This is a genomic window from Humiphilus diazotrophicus, assembly GCF_059726315.1.
Genome location: NZ_AP040870.1, coordinates 283,804 through 300,353 on the forward strand (window position 1 = coordinate 283,804; position 16,550 = coordinate 300,353).

Genomic DNA, 16,550 nt, shown 5'->3' on the forward strand with positions numbered 1-16,550 from the left:
TCATAATAGATCCTTTTTATTGATTATGCGATAGTTCCGGATATGCGCATACGTTTGCACATTATATGCAATATATTTCACATATAAGTCGGAGACGTCTTGAATATATAAGTGTGGACTTATGCATTCATCGCGGTAGCCAGATGAATTGCGGCCGAGAATTCGCTTAGGTCAAGTTCCCTACTTGTCTACGAATCACCTGTTCGAAAGCTCGTAGAGCAGCTACACGCGGAAATCCAGGGCGGCTTACCAAGCGAATAGTCCTCGATACTTTTCCAGCCACAGGACGTAGCACCACTCCACGCTGACTTACGACACCAGCCGATAAGCCTGGGACCAAAGTCGTACCATACCCCGAAGCGACCAGATTTACGAGAGTCTCAAGATTTGCAGCTTGAAATCCACTCGATTGACGATTTCGTCTTCCGCAGGCCTGTAATGTTTGTGCCGCCAGGCAGTGGCCGTCCGCAAGCACCAATAACTCAGAGGCCAATAGATGCTCTTCGACAACTTCCCTTCCCACTAAGGCATGGTTGGGAGGCAAAGCCGCCAGTAGTGGTTCTACAAAAAGGTCCAGAGAGGTCAGATTCCCTGCCGTAACTTCCGTAGCAACCAATGCAGCATCGAGACGTCGCGAACGCACCATCTCTAGAAGAATGTGAGTCAGATCTTCCCACAGCTCAATAGGCATTCGCGGATAATCTTTCCTCAATGGCGCCAGAATGAGGGGCATCAGATACGGAGCCAGGGTCGGAATCACGCCCAACCGGAATGGACCCGAAAAGGGGTCGCGCGACGCCTGGGCAACCTGTTCCATCTGCCGGACCTCATCCAAAGCCCGACGGGCATGCTCCAGGATGCGCTCTCCTGCTTCGGTAGGAGCCACAGATTTGTTGGTCCGCTCGAAAACGGGTATTCCCAGTTCCTCTTCCAGTTTTCTCACCTGGCTGCTGAGGGTCGGTTGACTCACATGGCAGGAGTCCGCCGCCTTGCCAAAATGCCTGTACTCGTCAACCGCCAGAATGTAGCGAAGATCTTGGAGATTCACGATAGCTATTATCTATCGATATAGAAGAAACAATCAATTTTACCTTTCGTCCTGGCAGCCATAGTCTGAGCATGTTGACAGCAAAGTTGCTGGATATAAAGGAGCGAACATACTATGACCGACCGCCTGACCACCACGGCAGGAGCACCGATTGCAGACAATCAAAACAGCTTGACGGCTGGAAGCCGTGGCCCTGTCTTGCTCCAGGATTATCAGCTGATCGAAAAATTAGCTCACCAGAACCGCGAACGGATTCCGGAGCGAGTGGTGCATGCCAAAGGTTGGGGAGCTTTTGGAACCCTCACCATCACGGACGATATCACCAGATATACCCGCGCTAAGGTCTTTGAAGTAGGCAAGAAAACCGATCTCCTGATTCGCTTTTCCACTGTCGCCGGAGAGCAAGGAGCCGCCGATGCAGAGCGCGATGTCCGCGGTTTTGCAATCAAGTTTTACACCGAAGAAGGAAACTGGGATGTAGTAGGAAACAATACTCCTACCTTCTTTATCCGTGACGGCATCAAGTTTCCTGACTTCATCCGGACGCAGAAGCGGCATCCTCAGACCAACATGCGAAGCACCACTGCCATGTGGGATTTCTGGTCGTTAAGTCCGGAGAGTCTGCACCAGGTTACGATTCTCATGTCAGATCGCGGCATTCCGACGAGCCCCCGGTTTATGAACGGCTATGGATCGCATACCTTTAGCCTATGGAACAACCAGGGAGAACGTTACTGGGTTAAATTCCATTTCAAGACCCAGCAAGGTCACCGTTTTTATACCAACGAAGAAGCAGCCCAGGTGATAGGACGTTCGCGCGAAAGCTATCAGGAAGATCTCTTCTATTCGATCGAACGCGCTGATTTTCCCCGTTGGACGATGTATGTCCAGATCATGCCGGAGCTGGATGCAGAAAATACCTCCTACAACCCTTTTGATCTCACAAGGGTCTGGCCGCATGCAGATTATCCATTGATTCGAGTAGGAGAGCTCGAGCTGAACCGCAATCCGCAGAACTACTTTGCCGAAATTGAGCAGGCTGCCTTCAGCCCCTCGAATATCGTTCCTGGAATTGGATTCAGTCCAGACAAGATGCTCCAGGCCCGCATCTTCGCCTATGCCGATGCTCATCGCTATCGTTTGGGTACCCACTATGAAGCACTGCCCGTGAATGCACCCAAATGCCCGGTTCATCATTATCACAAGGACGGAGCTATGCGCTTCTTTCAGAATGACAACGGCAATCCCAATGCTTATTACGAGCCCAATAGCTTCGGCGGACCAACGCAATCTAAAGATGTAGCGGAGCCTCCACTGCGGATTAGCGGGGATGCCGATCGTTACGATCATAGGGAAGGCAATGATGACTTTAGTCAACCGAGAGCACTTTTCCGGCTGTTCGATTCCGGACAGAAGGAGAGGCTTTTCAATAATATTGCCGATGCGATGCAAGGTGTTCCCGAGTTCATCGTGAATCGCCAACTAGAGCTTTTCGACAGAGTCGATCCGAAATACGGCACCGGGGTTCGAGAGGCTTTAGCAGCAAAAGGAAGTGTTCCAGTCCTGGAGAAATAAAAAAGCCCTTTCAGAATGCAAAGCCTCTATAAACAGCCATCCACAAACGGATGGCTGTTTTGTTTTGCTGGGAAAAACCTCAACTTAAACGTTTGATCTTGTCGTTTCCGAATTCACGCTCTATAGTTGTATCGCTTTAGTTAAGAGATTTTTGTTGCGAGGATGTTTATGTCGTTTCGACGCCCTTTCTGGATTGCACTTGTTGCAATTTTGCTTTGCCCTGGACTTTTTGCAGAAGAAAACATTCCCGCAGCCGCCTGGCGAATTCCCATTGGACAGGCTCCTACAAATCCCGGAGGACGCAAGCCTGAGTTAGCTATTACCGATGATGGATTCTGGCAGGGTGCTCCTGTCGGAGGCTTGGGAGCCGGAACCTTTTCTCGCAGCTATCGCGGTAATTTTGAACGTTGGCATTTGAAGAGTGGAATCCACAAATATCAGAACGTCCCGGGAAATCAATTCGCCGTCTACGCACAACAGCCGGGAGAAAAACCGGTTTCTATGGTTCTTTCAACCGGCAAGCCTGACGATGGCTCGCTCTCTGCGTGGAATTGGAGTTACCCAGCCGGAGATGGTGAATACGCTTCTCTTTATCCCAAGTCCTGGTTTGCCTACAAAACCCGCGAATTACCCATCCTCCTTACGCTGGAACAGTTCTCTCCTGTCCTGCCCAATAACTATAAGGAGTCGAGCTATCCGGTCGCGATCTATGACTGGTGGGCACAGAATCCGACAGACAAGCCTGTAACTGTTTCTGTTATGTTTTCCTGGACCAACATGATCGGGTGGTTCCGTGATCAGACCAGTGGCTTCAGCGGCGCATTGAATACCTTAAATAGCAATAGCTTCCACTCTGAAAAACTCAACAATGGAACCTCCATGCAAGGAATCCTCTTCGACCGCTTAAGAAACGGGAAAGTACATGAGGAGTGGGATGGCCAATTTGCAATTGCTACCCTCGCGGATCCAAGTGTCGAAGTGAGCTACATAACGGATTTTGAACCCAGCACACCGGCAGCAGAAGTATGGATGCCCTTTTCAAAGGATGGACGGCTCCCTGATTTCGATCCTAAAATCGCCAGCAGCAGTGAACGGATGGCCGGAGCAATTGCTGTACGCTTCACCCTCGCTCCCGGCGAAAAGAAGCTGATTCCCATGGCTCTTTCCTGGGATCTACCAGTTGTTGAGTACGGTTCCGGACGGGAATGGGTTCGCCATTACACACAGTTTTTCGATGATTCCGGAACAAATGCCTGGGCCATTGCGAGGACAGCTCTTCAAAATCAACAGGACTGGAGCCATCAAATCGATGAATGGCAGAAACCCTATATCACCGACGAAAGCAAGCCGGCATGGTATCGGGGAGAGTTATTCAACGAACTCTACTATCTGGCCGATGGCGGCACGATGTGGGGCCATGAACTGAATGGTCCATCGAATCCCAATCATCCGGCTTCACAGAAAACCGATAGCTTCAGTTATCTTGAATGCTTCGATTATCCCTACTATGGGACTCTCGATGTGCGCTTCAACGGCTCCTGGGCACTGCTAAAATTCTGGCCGGAAATTGAAAAGCAAGAGATGCGGCAATACGCCGATACCATTCCCGAAGTAAACAATCAGCGCTCTGTCTGGGGCTGGATGCAGACTTCGCAGCAGAAGTTTCAGACCATCCAACGGAAGGCGGCCGGAGCCGCTCCCCACGACCTCGGAAATCCGATGGAGAATCCGTTCGTCAACATCAATCAGTACAATTTTCAGGATGTATCGAACTGGCGTGATCTTAATAGCAAATATGTGCTAATGGTTTGGCGCGACTACGTCATAACGGGGAGCAAAGACATTGACTTTCTCCGCTACAGCTACGCAGCCGTTCGCCAGGCAACGGATCATCTCAAACAGTACGACACAGACGGAGATGGACTGATTGAAAACGGCGGCTTTCCAGACCAGACCTATGACAATTGGCCTGCACGAGGAGAAAGCACCTATTGCGGCAGCCTCTATCTGGCAGCTCTGCGTGCAACGGCAGAGATAGCCCGGGTTCTCGGCGACAACGCTGCTGCAGAGAACTACGATGCCCTCTTCAAAAAGGCACAAACTGCATACATCAAGAAGCTCTGGAACGGGAATTACTTTAATTATGACGTCTCCAGCCCATACAAATCTGCAGTTATGGCGGAGCAGCTTGCAGGTCAGTGGTACGCCAATCTCACAGGACTTGGCGACTTGGTTCCCAAAGAGATGAGAATTAAGGCGTTGAAGACCGTCTATGCCGAAAATGTAATGAAGTTTCATGACGGCAAGATGGGAGCGGTCAATGGTATTGAGGCAGATGGAACCCCTTTACATGGAAACGAGCAGGTAGGAGAAGTCTGGACTGGCACGACTTTCAGCGTTGCTTCAGAGATGATCTCGGAAGGCCTTACAACTGAGGCATACAACACAGCCAAGGGTGTATACAACGTCGTCTGGGATCCGAAAGATGGACGTGGGTATTGGTTCCGCACCCCGGAGGCTTACGACGGACGAGGACTCTTCCGTGCATCCATGTACATGCGACCGGCTGCTATCTGGTCAATGGAAATGATCCCCCAACAACAGAAGGCGGAGAAAACGACAGGTGGATCGCCTATCGCAACGGCAAGACACTAAAACAATTCCATTTCAGGTGTAGACCGAATCCTGATATCTGCGGCTTTCCTAGCGAATATCAGGATTCACTTCAGCTCACTTCCAAACGAATGCAAAAAGAACAGCTGGCGTTTTATGAGTGAAACGCCAGCTATTTTTTGCTCTCGGACACCAATCGAGGTACCGAAATCTCGGCAGCTCTTTCCCCTCGATAGCCCAATATTCTCTATTGAAAAATTTTCATAACCAGTGAAAAGAAATTTTCATCAAGGGTTGTATAGAATCTGGCCTCTCCTAAGCAGCACAGAGCGCCTTTGAAGAATCCAATTGCCTACGGAGCAGCCACGACCTGATTCCACTCGCACCCTTTTTACTCCAAAGGCGGCTATGATTACGACTGTCCAGCAGCATATTCTTCAGGAACAACAGCAGGTTTCTGAAGCTACCGGAGCCTTTTCCTGGCTTCTTTCCGGCATTACACTGGCCACCAAAATGATCGAATCCAAGATCCGAAGCGCCGGTCTATCCGACGTTATCGGCTCTGTGGGCGAAACAAATATCCAGGGAGAGGTCCAGCAAAAACTGGATGTCTACGCCAACCGTGCACTTCTGCATTGCCTCGGATTGCGAGACAGCGTAGTAGCTCTCGTTTCGGAAGAAGACGAACAACCGGTCATCTTTGATAGAAATGGAGATACAGGCAAGTACATTATCGTATTTGACCCACTCGACGGCTCTTCCAACATCGACGTCAATGTTAATGTCGGAACGATCTTCTCCATTTATCGTCGGCCTCCCGGTCCAGTCACCAATCTGAAAACCACGCTGCTGCAGCCAGGATCTAAGCAGGTTGCCGCTGGATATGTGGTTTATGGGCCATCGACCATTTTGGTCTACACCACCGGACGCGGCGTTTATGGCTTTACGCTCGATCCCACAATCGGAGCCTTCGTCCTGAGCCACGAAAAGATGCGAATGCCTGCTCAAGGAAGTTACTACTCCGTGAACGAGGCCAATATAGAAGCCTTCCCTACCCCGTATCAGGAATATCTTTCGAGCCTGCGCCAGGGAGAACTGGGAAAAACCTACAGTTCTCGATATATCGGATCGCTGGTCGCTGATTTCCACCGTACATTGCTAAAGGGTGGTGTCTTTCTTTATCCGCCCACCAATACACATCCGCAGGGCAAACTTCGCCTCTTATACGAAGCCAATCCCCTTGCCTTCATCGCAGAACAGGCGGGCGGAATGGCGCTTGCCAGCGGCGAACAGAGAGTGCTCGATATTCACCCTGAGGGAATACATCAGCGCACTCCTCTCATGGTTGGAAGCTGCGTAGAAATAGAAGCCCTGCAGCGCACTCTTCAATCAGCCCGGCCTGAATTACGGACTGCATAGATCTTCTTCTGTTTGCGATAACTCACTGCCCTCCCGGGTCACATCTAGTAGTGTGACCCATTTTCTTGCCGCTTTCCCGAAGAACCGGGAAGAACGGACCTCTCAATAAAGCATGCCGTTGGCGGATATCTCCAGATGGCTGTATTCTCATCCATGAAACATGGCACGACCGAAGAGTCCGGAAAAGCGCACGGCAATCCTTCTAGCGGCGGTACAGGAAATCTCTGAGACAGGCCTCAGCGCATCGACGGCCAATATCGCTAAACGCGCAGGAATTGCTGCTGGTACGCTGTTTACCTATTTCGCAAACAAAGAAGAGCTTCTCAACGAGCTATATCGAGAATTGAAGCAGGAAGTCTATGCAAGAATTAATGCTGATTTCCCCGATAAAGCCAGTCTTGAAATGCGAACACGGCATATCTGGATGACTTCTCTGAACTGGTCCTTGCAATTTCCTGAAAAGCGCAAGGTCTCTATGCAATTAAGCGTCTCCGACGCAATCTCCTCTGAGACCCGTGCAAAAGCAGCGGCCGGACGTAATACTGTCAATATCACGCTCGGCGAACTCAACAACCGCAATGCTCTGAACGGACTACCCTCAGGATTTGCTGCAGCCATAATGGCGTCAATGCAGGAAGCGACAATGGATTTCCTTGCCAAGCATCCAAAACAGCGGAAAGAAATCATCGAGCGTGCCTTCCAGATCTTCTGGCGTGCAGTCCGTTAAAATTCCTGTTTCATTTACCTAATAAATGAGCAACCAGTCAGTCATTCATGAATCTCATCTTCAGGAGAGAGCTTGTATGGCAAAAGTTTGGTTGATTACAGGAAGCGGCAATGGTCTGGGGCGACAGATCGCAGAGGCGGCACTATCGACAGGAGACAGTATTGTAGCAGGAGCTCGTCGCATCGAGGAGCTAACGCCATTAATAGAGCAATATGGCGACCGGATAAAACCAGTTTTTCTGGAGGTCCGGGATGAAACCGCAGCGAAAAATGCAGTACAGTCGGCCATCGACAATTTTGGACGTCTGGACGTGCTGGTTAACAACGCCGGATACGGACAGTTTGCCCCCTTCGAACAGATGAGCTCCGAGGATTTCAAGGCGGTTTTCGACACCTGTTTCTATGGTGTCGTGTACACAACCCGCGCTGCGGTTCCCGTCATGCGTAAGCAAAAGAGCGGGCACATCTTCCAAGTCTCTTCCATCGGGGGACGCATAGCTATCGCGGGGAATTCTCCCTATCACGCAGCCAAGTGGGCTGTCGGAGGTTTCAGCGATTCCCTGGCGATGGAAGTAGCTCCATTCGGAGTAAAGGTTTGCACCTTGGAGCCAGGTGGTATCCGCACCAATTGGGCTCGCCGTGCAAGACCGAATGGGCTGGAGTTAATGCCAGAGTATGAAGCTTCAGTAGGACCAATATTAAAGCTCTTACAGAGCATAGAGGGACATCAGGAAGGAGATCCAGCAAAGATCGCCAATCTGATCGTCAAGCTTGCCGATAGCGAGGAAGTTCCCCATCGCTTGATCCTCGGTGTCGACGCCGAAAAAAGAGTGCAATATGCGGAGAAGAATCGAGCAGAGGAAGCGGAGAAATGGAGAGAACTGACGTTATCGACGGTTTTCGAAGATGCGCCATCCATTCCAGAATTACTGAACCACTAATTTTAAGTGGCGATCTCTACTACCCGAATTAGTCAGGTAGGCTCGCTGGTCAAGAGTGAAGCTGGTATAAGAATGTGCCCATGTCCTAACACTGGGGCATGGGCACATTCCCTCATTCGCTGCGTCCTTAATCTTCTTGGATTAGTTATGCACAGCCCCAAATGCCCCAATAGGAATAGGTAGTTCATCCGTTGTACTCCCATACTATTTTCACCATGTTGGAAACCCAGGATCGGAGCTATCTTCGTTCAAGAGTAATTATAGAAAAGTTACTTTTGACCGAAGAACAAATAAGCGGGAACCTTTCCTGCAGGACCACAAGAAATGAAGATAAGGAAATATGTTCTTGGGTTAGTTGCGCTGATCATGATGATGCCTCTGCCTATCTGGGCCCAGAACAGCCGTAGTTCAAACTCATCCACGCATGATGGGCCTTTCGGATTTTATCGCGGCATGACTCAGGAGCAAGTCTTAGCTCTGCTAGGAAATGCTGCTGTCGTTAAGCGTACTCCAGACAGAATGAGCGTCAGTACCGCACCTAAGCCTCACAGTGATTTTGAGCTATATTCGTTGCTTTTTTCACCCAAAGAAGGTCTTCTGAAGATTGTCGCTTATGGAAGAACCATCCCGAATGATCCTTCGGGTTATGGAATGAGGGAACAATTCGACAAAGTCAAAACCGCACTGAGAGGAACCTACGGAGTATCTAAGGATTACGACTACTTGCACGCCGGAGCTCTCTGGAAAGAACCGGAAGAGTTCATGATGGCGATCCATAAGGAGGAACGTGTGCTTTCATCTTATTGGAACCTAAAAGGAAACACGAATCGTATTTTTCTGATAAATCTCGAGGGAGCCGGACTTAATAGGACAGACGGTTATTTGATTTTAACCTATGAGTTCGAAGGGTGGAACCAGTACGTGGACGAGAGAGACGCAAAGCAAAACTCTGTCTTCTAAATTTTTCTGCCGGGAGTGAGAGGATTCCTCTCACTCCTCAGTGCAATCTGAATACCTTACATTTTGTAGCGACCAAGATCTTCGTCGTTCAGATTCTCAAGCCACTTTCTCAACTCCTCAGCACTGGCGCTATCGGTCGCATTCGGAGCCAGCTTGGCCAGTTCCATTACCTGCTCACTGACGAAGATAGGGCAATCCACACGAAGAGCTAACGCCAAAGCGTCGGAGGGACGTGCATCGATGCACAAACGCTCTCCATCCTGCTCGATCCAGACCACGGCATAGAAGGTATCGTCCTTCAACTCAGTCACCACTATGCGTTCCACCCGTCCATTCATGCCCTGGACCATGTTCTTCAGCAAGTCGTGAGTGGTAGGCCGGGTAGTGCTCACCTTCTCGACTTCCAACGCAATAGCATTAGCTTCGTAGAAGCCCACCCAGATCGGCAGAATGGTGTCGCTATGAATATCCTTCAAGACCACGATGGGCATGTTCGTTGACGGATCAGCCATCAATCCCCGGATTTTTACTTCAATCTCCATCGTGTTCCCCCTTCTAGACGACAGCCTCTCCTACAAGACTATTCGGAAAAGTCTTCGTAATCTTGACATGCAAATAGCTTCCCGGAGCAGGAAGAATTGGCTGGGTTGTCATAAAGTTAACAGTTTTGTTCTGGGAACTCCGACCAACCACCTGTCCGCGTGCCTGGTTGTGTCCCTCAACCATCACTTCCATTATCTCGCCCAAGTGCTTGCCATAATTAGCCCTTTGGATTTCACGTTGACGATCCAGCAAGGCTTGAAGACGCGCCGACTTCTGTTCCTCTGGGATGCTGTCAATCATCGTAAGGGCTGGGGTATTTGGACGAGGTGAATATTTGAATCCGAAAACCGCGTCGTACTGAACTTCTTGCAGAAGCGAAATCGTCTCCTCAAAATCTTCAACGGTTTCCCCAGGAAAGCCAGTGATGATGTCTGTAGTCATGCTGACCCTACGCTTGGCACTCTTGATCCAGGAGATGCACTCAAGATATTTCTCCCGGGTGTACTCACGTTGCATCATCCGCAACACGCGGCTTGAACCTGACTGCACCGGAAGATGCACATGATCGCAAAGCGCCGGTACAGCGTCGATAGCTTCTACGATGTCCTTTGTGAAATCCCTGGGATGGGAAGTCATAAAACGAACGCGACGAATACCTGGGATTTCACCCACGGCCGCCAGTAATTCGGCAAAGGAGCGCTTCCCTTCCGGATCTTTATAGCTATTAACGTTCTGTCCCAAAAGCTGGATTTCAGAGTAGCCCAAATCCACCATGCGTCTGGCCTCGGCAAGAACGGAGGTTGCGGTGCGGCTGCGTTCTTTGCCCCGGGTATATGGAACTACGCAATAGGCGCAAAACTTGTCGCACCCCTCGATAATAGTGATGTAGCCACGATAGGGATTCGAGCGCGCAGTAAACTCTGTTTCAAAAGTCTCTTCGGTCTGCCGGTCATCCAGACCGGTAATGTGGGATTCCCCGGCCTCCAGGCGGTCCAACATCTCCGGCAGCTTGCGATAGGAAGCTGAGCCGGAAACGAGAGACACATAGGGAGCCCGTTCAAAAATCTTCTCGCCTTCTTGTTGGGCAACACAGCCTAAAACACCAAAGCGTTTTCCCTTACGATGGAGTGCTTTGTAGTCATTTAGACGATTGAAGACCTTCTGCTCTGCTTTATCCCGGATGGAGCACGTGTTATAGAGGATCAGATCAGCTGCGTCTTCCGTATCGACCTGGCTATAACCCTGCTGCAGCAATGTGCCAATGACCTTCTCAGAATCATGGACATTCATCTGGCAGCCGAAGGTCTCAAGGTAAAAGGTCTTTTTCGACGCCATATCAAAGCTGAGTATACCGTGACTGGCCTCCAGAAGGTACAGCTGGAATAGAGCTCGATCAGTTCCGGAGTTGCTGCATTCCACGAGCCACGAAACCCGAAGCCTCTTGCCGCTAAAGTAAGCAGCACCTAGCACGGTCTTTGCTCAGACATCTAACGCCGGAATTACTATAGACACCCGCCCTCGGGTTACGTAGAAAAGAGAGGTGAATTCGGAACTGGAAAATCAATCGACTCCAGCGGTAACCGCCATCGAAAAAACCGGGGAAAGCGAACCTATGCGAAAGCGTTTGGCTCACAGCGCGCAAAATAAATGCTTTGGTTGTGGCGCGGCTAACGAGGAGGGCCTTCAGCTGGAGTTCACGGCAGAAGAAGACGGAACGATCTATTGCGATGTCACCATCTCTCCGCGATTTCAAGGTCCAGCTCATCACGTTCATGGCGGAATCATTGCCACGCTTCTCGATGAAATCATGAGTAAGGGCAATCGCGTTCTTGGGGTTACAGCCATGACGCGACATATGGAAGTTGAATACCTGCGGCCAGTTCCGCTCGATGTTCCTATCGTACTCAAAGGGCGCAATGTGCGTTTTGAAGGCCGGAAATACTGGTGTGAAGGTGAGATTCAAGACTCGGATGGGAAAGTGTTGGCAAGAAGCAAGGCTCTCTTTATCGCAGTAAAGCACCAGAACTAGCCTCCGGAGAGAAACTCAGCGGAGCACGGCCAAGATGGGGCCAAACTCTCAGCCGCAAGAGCCACGACATCCGGACATAGAGGCTGGAGCGTGTTTTGCGGAAACAACTGCTTTGGAGCCATAGCCACAAACACCGGTTTCCGGACTACTTCCAGCCAATACCGGCATCCGACTCATTCTGCCGAAAACACTGTTAAACTAAAGTTTCGGACGAAATCCCGCATCAATTTTACCTGGACCGTGCCGAGCGAAACTATTGCTTACGGCACGGCGAACGAGGAGGCACGAAATGGCAGATCTGCAGACAAATGGAAATGGCAACAACCCGGGAACAGCCCTCCGGCTGAAGATTGGCTTGGCCGAAATGCTGAAGGGTGGGGTCATTATGGACGTGACCGATGCCAAACAAGCAGAGATCGCCGAGAAAGCCGGTGCCGTTGCTGTTATGGCTTTGGAGCGTGTTCCGGCGCAAATTCGCGCTGAAGGCGGCGTGGCCCGCATGGCCAGCCCCAAGAAGATCAAAGAGATTATGGCTGCAACCTCAATTCCAGTCATGGCAAAAGCTCGTATTGGCCACTTTGCCGAAGCGCAGGTATTGCAGGAATTGGGTGTCGATTTCATCGATGAGAGCGAAGTACTTACCCCGGCTGACGAGACTCACCACATCGACAAGCACGCCTTCAAAACTCCCTTTGTTTGCGGTGCTCGCAACCTGGGTGAGGCGCTGCGCCGCATCGCAGAAGGCGCAGCCATGATTCGTACCAAGGGTGAGGCTGGAACCGGAGACGTGGTTCACGCTGTCAAGCACATGCGCCAGATCGTAAAGGAAATGAAGGCGCTGACTGTTCTCGGCGAAGAAGAGCTCTATGCGGCAGCAAAAGAACTTGCTGCTCCTTACGAATTGGTTCGCATGGTTGCGAAGGCAGGAAAGCTTCCTGTTCCAAACTTCTCTGCCGGCGGTATCGCTACTCCTGCAGATGCAGCTCTTGTCCGCCAATTGGGTGCCGAGGCGGTATTCGTCGGTTCTGGCATCTTCATGAGCGATTCGACCAACTTCGCTCCTCCAGAAGAGGCTGCTATTCGTGCTCGTGCCATCGTTCGCGCCACGACTCACTTCGACGATCCCAAAATCCTGGCTGAGACCAGCGAAGAGTGCACAGGAGCAATGAAGGGATTGGCAATAGCCGCCCTCGACGAAGCTCACCTGTTACAGACGCGGGGATGGTAGCGAAAGGTGACCAGTTCGAATGAAATAACAGAACAGTTACCACGCATCGGAGTATTAGCAATTCAAGGAGACTATGAGGCTCATGCGACTGCCCTTCGTGAGGCAGGCGCAGAGCCTGTGCTCGTCAGAAAGCCGGAAGAGCTCGCCTCGATTGACGGGCTTATTGTTCCAGGCGGCGAATCGACCACGATGTTGAAGTTCCTCGAGAGAGATGATTTCTTCGAGAAGCTGGCCGTCTTTGTTCAATCCAGACCGACTTTCGGGACCTGTGCAGGATGCATTCTGCTGGCTCAAGAAGTATTGCACCCCAAGCAGAAGAGCCTTGCGGTTCTGGATGCCACGGTAGAGCGCAATGCCTACGGACGGCAGATTGACAGCTCCATAGAGCAGGCAGAAACCCAATTCGGCCCTATGGAAATGGTCTACATCCGCGCGCCACGAATAGTGAAGGTGGGCAAGCAAGTAGAAGTCCTGGCCGCACGAGAAGGCTTCCCGGTTCTTGTACGTCAAGGCCATCTGCTAGCGGCAACATTCCATCCGGAGCTTTCTAGCGATCGTAGGATTCATCGGCTCTTTATCGAGCAGGTAAAAGCACATAGAAACGGCAAAGCCAGCTCTTGACCTCCGGTTATTCATTCCCGGAGGAAGTCAGTTCAAAGGTGAAAAGGACGCTCCACTCTTCCGATAAAGAAGGAAGGTGGAGTATCCAAACTATGATTTCTTGAGCACTCTCGATGGCAGGACTACGAGAACTGTATATATTCTGCCTGTACCCTTCTTTCTAGAAGGATGGAACATCGAAATTCCGAGCTAGTGAAATAGTCAAAGCAGCCGTATTTTTCGCACGTGGCTTTGTATCCTAAAGGTTGTACTCGCTGAATCTGGAAAGTACCTTTTATTAATCCAGTTTTTATACGGCTTCTTGGGCCAAAGCTGGAGACTCTACTACGGAAAGGCACTCATGCTGGGGAATGCGGCCATGAAAGACTTCTTCTCTTTTGCCGCATCTGTACCGTGGATGCCACCCAATGGCGCTCTGCACGGCTGGGCTGTCGATCGATTAATGTATATCGATTTGGCTGCCCTGACAGTGTGTTTTCTACTCGCTCACGCTCTGTTGCTCTATGCCGTTTTTAAGAGGCGCCGTAGTGCCCTGCCAAATCCGTGGATGGTGGAAGCGGGACCTCTCGTCTTGCTAATCGGCCTTTACATCTGGATGGCGGTCACGGCGGAAAATCTCTGGGCCGGGAATCGCTTTCAAGGACCGTCTCCGGAGGCATTGCAGGTTGAGGTCGTTGGAGTGCAATTCCAGTGGTACTTTCGCTATCCTGGCATGGATTCAGCTTTTGGGGTGACTAAGCCGGAATTAGTCAACGCAGCGATAGGCAATCCCCTGGGCATTGACCCTCTCGATCCACACGGCGAAGACGATCTGGTGTCCAGCGAAATGGTGCTGCCGGTGGGCAGAGAAATTGACCTCCGCCTAAGATCTCATGATGTTATCCATGGCTTCTTCATTCCTGGGATGCGCTTGAAACAGAATGCTGTTCCCGGAGAAGTATTGCATGTACACTTCACACCCTCTGAAGTTGGGAACTATCCGATCCTATGCACCCAAGTTTGTGGACTTGGACATGGACGGATGCAAGCTCGTCTGCGTGTTGTAACGGCAGAAGAGTTTGCACATTGGCAAGAGGAACGTGAAGCAAAACTACGCAGGAGGCAGGCTCAGTGAACGAGAATCAAGAGATGCTATCTGCGGTCGTGTCACACGATGGCCACGGATGGATACGGCGATGGATCTTTACAACTCATCATCGTGCAATCGGGGTAGGTTATCTGTTTCTTTCGCTTGCTGCCGTTCTGGTAGGCAGCTGTTTGGCCATCTTGATGAGGATTCACCTGGCTTGGCCACAATTTGTCATCCCTCTGTGGGGAGCAATCAAGCCGGAAGACTATCTCGCCCTGGTAACCATGCACGGAACCCTCATGGTTTTCTTTGTACTTACCACAGCCCCGGTGAGCGGATTCGCCAATCTGGTTATGCCTGAGCAGTTGGGATCGTCGCGCATGGCGATGCCAGCCCTAAATGCAATCAGCTTCTGGTTAACTGTCATCTCTTTCCTTGTTCTACTCGGCGCCTTCTTCGTTCCAGGCGGCAGTCCGATTTCCGGATGGTCCAGCTATGCCCCCTTCAGCGCTATCGCCGCTGCAGGACCGGGACAAGGAGCTGGAATGGATATCTGGCTCATCAGTATCGGAATCTTCTGCATTGCTTCCTCATTGGGAGCGGTAAATCTGCTCGCCACGATCACCAATGAACGCTGCCCAGGCATGACGACATGGAGAATGCCTCTGACAGTCTGGTCCTGGCTGGTTGCTTCTTTATTGACGTTACTGGTATTTAGCGTTCTTTTTGTTGCCGCTTTACTTCTGTATTGTGACCGTCACTTCGGAACCGCGTTCTTCATTCCGGCAGGAGAGGTCATCAACGGCATTCCACTTAGGAACAGCGGCGACGGTTCTCCACTACTTTGGCTACATCTTTTCTGGTTTTTTGGCCATCCGGAGGTGTACATTGCCATACTGCCAGGAATGGGAATCACCTCTTCCCTTCTGGCCAACTTCAGCCGCAGGCCTGTACTGGGGTATCGGCTGATGGCCACTACAACAGTTCTGATCGGACTGCTGGGATTCCTGGTGTGGGGGCACCACATGTTCGTTAGTGGCATGAATCCTTATGCAGGTACGGCCTTCGCACTGGTTACGATGGCGATCGCCATTCCAAGCTCTGCCAAGGTTCTTAGCTGGTTGGGAACGATCTTGGGTGGAGGCTTGGAATTTAGGACACCCATGCTCTTTGCCCTGGGCTTTGTTTCGCTCTTCATAACAGGCGGACTCTCCGGACCTCTACTCGCGCTCCCCATTCTGGATCAATATCTGCACAACACCTTTTTCGTAGTAGCGCATTTCCACCTGATCATGGCGATGGCCGGAGTTTTCTCTATCTTTGCCGGAATTTATTACTGGTTTCCACTCCTGACCGGTCGCCTCCTGCATGAAGGACTAGGGAGGCTGCATTTCACACTGACTTTTCTCTGCGCTTACTCTACCTTCTTACCAATGCACTTCACCGGATTAGCCGGAGAACCACGACATTATTCAGATCTCACCGTGACATCGCTCGCGTGGCTGCAGCCTTTACAGCGGCACATTACGGTTTCTGCACTTCTTCTGGTAACGGCGCAGTTCATCTTTCTGATTAATCTGTTTTGGAGCATGAAATATGGAAAGTTTGCGGAAGCCAACCCTTGGCGCTCCACTACACTCGAATGGGCCAAGGTCCATGAAATGCCCGTAGTCTCCTGTGGTCCTTACGAATATCGCATTCGTTCGAATGGTATGGATTTTCTTCCCCAAAACGAATCAGAAACCGGCGCATCGTAATCTTTGAGGAACGGAGTTACA

At 50.9% G+C, this 16,550-nt stretch carries 14 protein-coding genes; 11 read left to right on the forward strand and 3 right to left on the reverse strand.

Annotation, left to right across the window (positions count from 1 at the left end; translation table 11 throughout):
- Positions 1-166 precede the first annotated feature (166 nt).
- Entirely contained in the window at positions 167-1,048 is an 882-nt protein-coding gene (locus tag AC6I7T_RS03020) for a LysR substrate-binding domain-containing protein (RefSeq protein WP_497791818.1), read from the reverse strand.
- 114 nt (positions 1,049-1,162) lie between these two features.
- Between AC6I7T_RS03020 and AC6I7T_RS03025 the strand changes: the two genes are divergently transcribed.
- From AC6I7T_RS03025 to AC6I7T_RS03050, 6 genes are all read left to right on the forward strand, one after another.
- Positions 1,163-2,623 (forward strand): catalase, encoded by a 1,461-nt coding sequence (locus tag AC6I7T_RS03025; RefSeq protein WP_497791819.1) that lies wholly within the window; start codon positions 1,163-1,165, stop codon positions 2,621-2,623.
- Between the two features lie 168 nt (positions 2,624-2,791).
- Positions 2,792-5,278, forward strand: a complete 2,487-nt coding sequence (locus AC6I7T_RS03030) for a GH116 family glycosyl hydrolase (RefSeq protein ID WP_497791820.1) — start codon at positions 2,792-2,794, stop codon at positions 5,276-5,278.
- A gap of 366 nt (positions 5,279-5,644) precedes the next feature.
- Positions 5,645-6,655: a class 1 fructose-bisphosphatase gene (fbp, locus tag AC6I7T_RS03035; RefSeq protein WP_497791821.1), complete on the forward strand. Its 1,011-nt coding sequence runs from the start codon at positions 5,645-5,647 to the stop codon at positions 6,653-6,655.
- Positions 6,656-6,815: 160 nt separating this feature from the next.
- Positions 6,816-7,382 (forward strand): TetR/AcrR family transcriptional regulator, encoded by a 567-nt coding sequence (locus tag AC6I7T_RS03040; RefSeq protein WP_497791822.1) that lies wholly within the window; start codon positions 6,816-6,818, stop codon positions 7,380-7,382.
- 76 nt (positions 7,383-7,458) lie between these two features.
- Positions 7,459-8,322: an SDR family NAD(P)-dependent oxidoreductase gene (locus AC6I7T_RS03045; protein ID WP_497791823.1), complete on the forward strand. Its 864-nt coding sequence runs from the start codon at positions 7,459-7,461 to the stop codon at positions 8,320-8,322.
- A 324-nt stretch (positions 8,323-8,646) separates the two neighbouring features.
- Positions 8,647-9,282, forward strand: a complete 636-nt coding sequence (locus tag AC6I7T_RS03050) for a hypothetical protein (RefSeq protein ID WP_497791824.1) — start codon at positions 8,647-8,649, stop codon at positions 9,280-9,282.
- Between the two features lie 56 nt (positions 9,283-9,338).
- On the opposite strand, the gene AC6I7T_RS03055 is transcribed toward AC6I7T_RS03050, so the two are convergent.
- Both AC6I7T_RS03055 and miaB read right to left on the reverse strand, forming a co-directional pair.
- Positions 9,339-9,824, reverse strand: coding sequence for a bifunctional nuclease family protein (locus tag AC6I7T_RS03055; RefSeq protein WP_497791825.1), 486 nt, complete (start codon positions 9,822-9,824; stop codon positions 9,339-9,341).
- Between the two features lie 13 nt (positions 9,825-9,837).
- A complete protein-coding gene (gene miaB, locus AC6I7T_RS03060; protein ID WP_497791826.1) occupies positions 9,838-11,160 on the reverse strand; it encodes a tRNA (N6-isopentenyl adenosine(37)-C2)-methylthiotransferase MiaB in 1,323 nt (440 codons plus the stop codon).
- Positions 11,161-11,365: 205 nt separating this feature from the next.
- Between miaB and AC6I7T_RS03065 the strand changes: the two genes are divergently transcribed.
- The 5 genes from AC6I7T_RS03065 to AC6I7T_RS03085 all read left to right on the forward strand — a co-directional run bounded on the left by AC6I7T_RS03065 (position 11,366) and on the right by AC6I7T_RS03085 (position 16,529).
- Entirely contained in the window at positions 11,366-11,854 is a 489-nt protein-coding gene (locus AC6I7T_RS03065; protein WP_497791827.1) for a PaaI family thioesterase, read from the forward strand.
- 289 nt (positions 11,855-12,143) lie between these two features.
- Positions 12,144-13,082: a pyridoxal 5'-phosphate synthase lyase subunit PdxS gene (pdxS, locus tag AC6I7T_RS03070; protein WP_497791828.1), complete on the forward strand. Its 939-nt coding sequence runs from the start codon at positions 12,144-12,146 to the stop codon at positions 13,080-13,082.
- 6 nt (positions 13,083-13,088) lie between these two features.
- A complete protein-coding gene (pdxT, locus tag AC6I7T_RS03075) occupies positions 13,089-13,703 on the forward strand; it encodes a pyridoxal 5'-phosphate synthase glutaminase subunit PdxT (RefSeq protein WP_497791829.1) in 615 nt (204 codons plus the stop codon).
- 358 nt (positions 13,704-14,061) lie between these two features.
- Positions 14,062-14,817, forward strand: coding sequence for a cytochrome c oxidase subunit II (locus AC6I7T_RS03080; protein WP_497791830.1), 756 nt, complete (start codon positions 14,062-14,064; stop codon positions 14,815-14,817).
- Complete coding sequence (locus AC6I7T_RS03085) at positions 14,814-16,529, forward strand: cytochrome c oxidase subunit I (RefSeq protein ID WP_497791831.1); 1,716 nt, start codon at positions 14,814-14,816, stop codon at positions 16,527-16,529. Before AC6I7T_RS03080 ends, AC6I7T_RS03085 begins: the two co-directional genes overlap by 4 nt.
- The last annotated feature ends 21 nt before the right edge of the window (positions 16,530-16,550 follow it).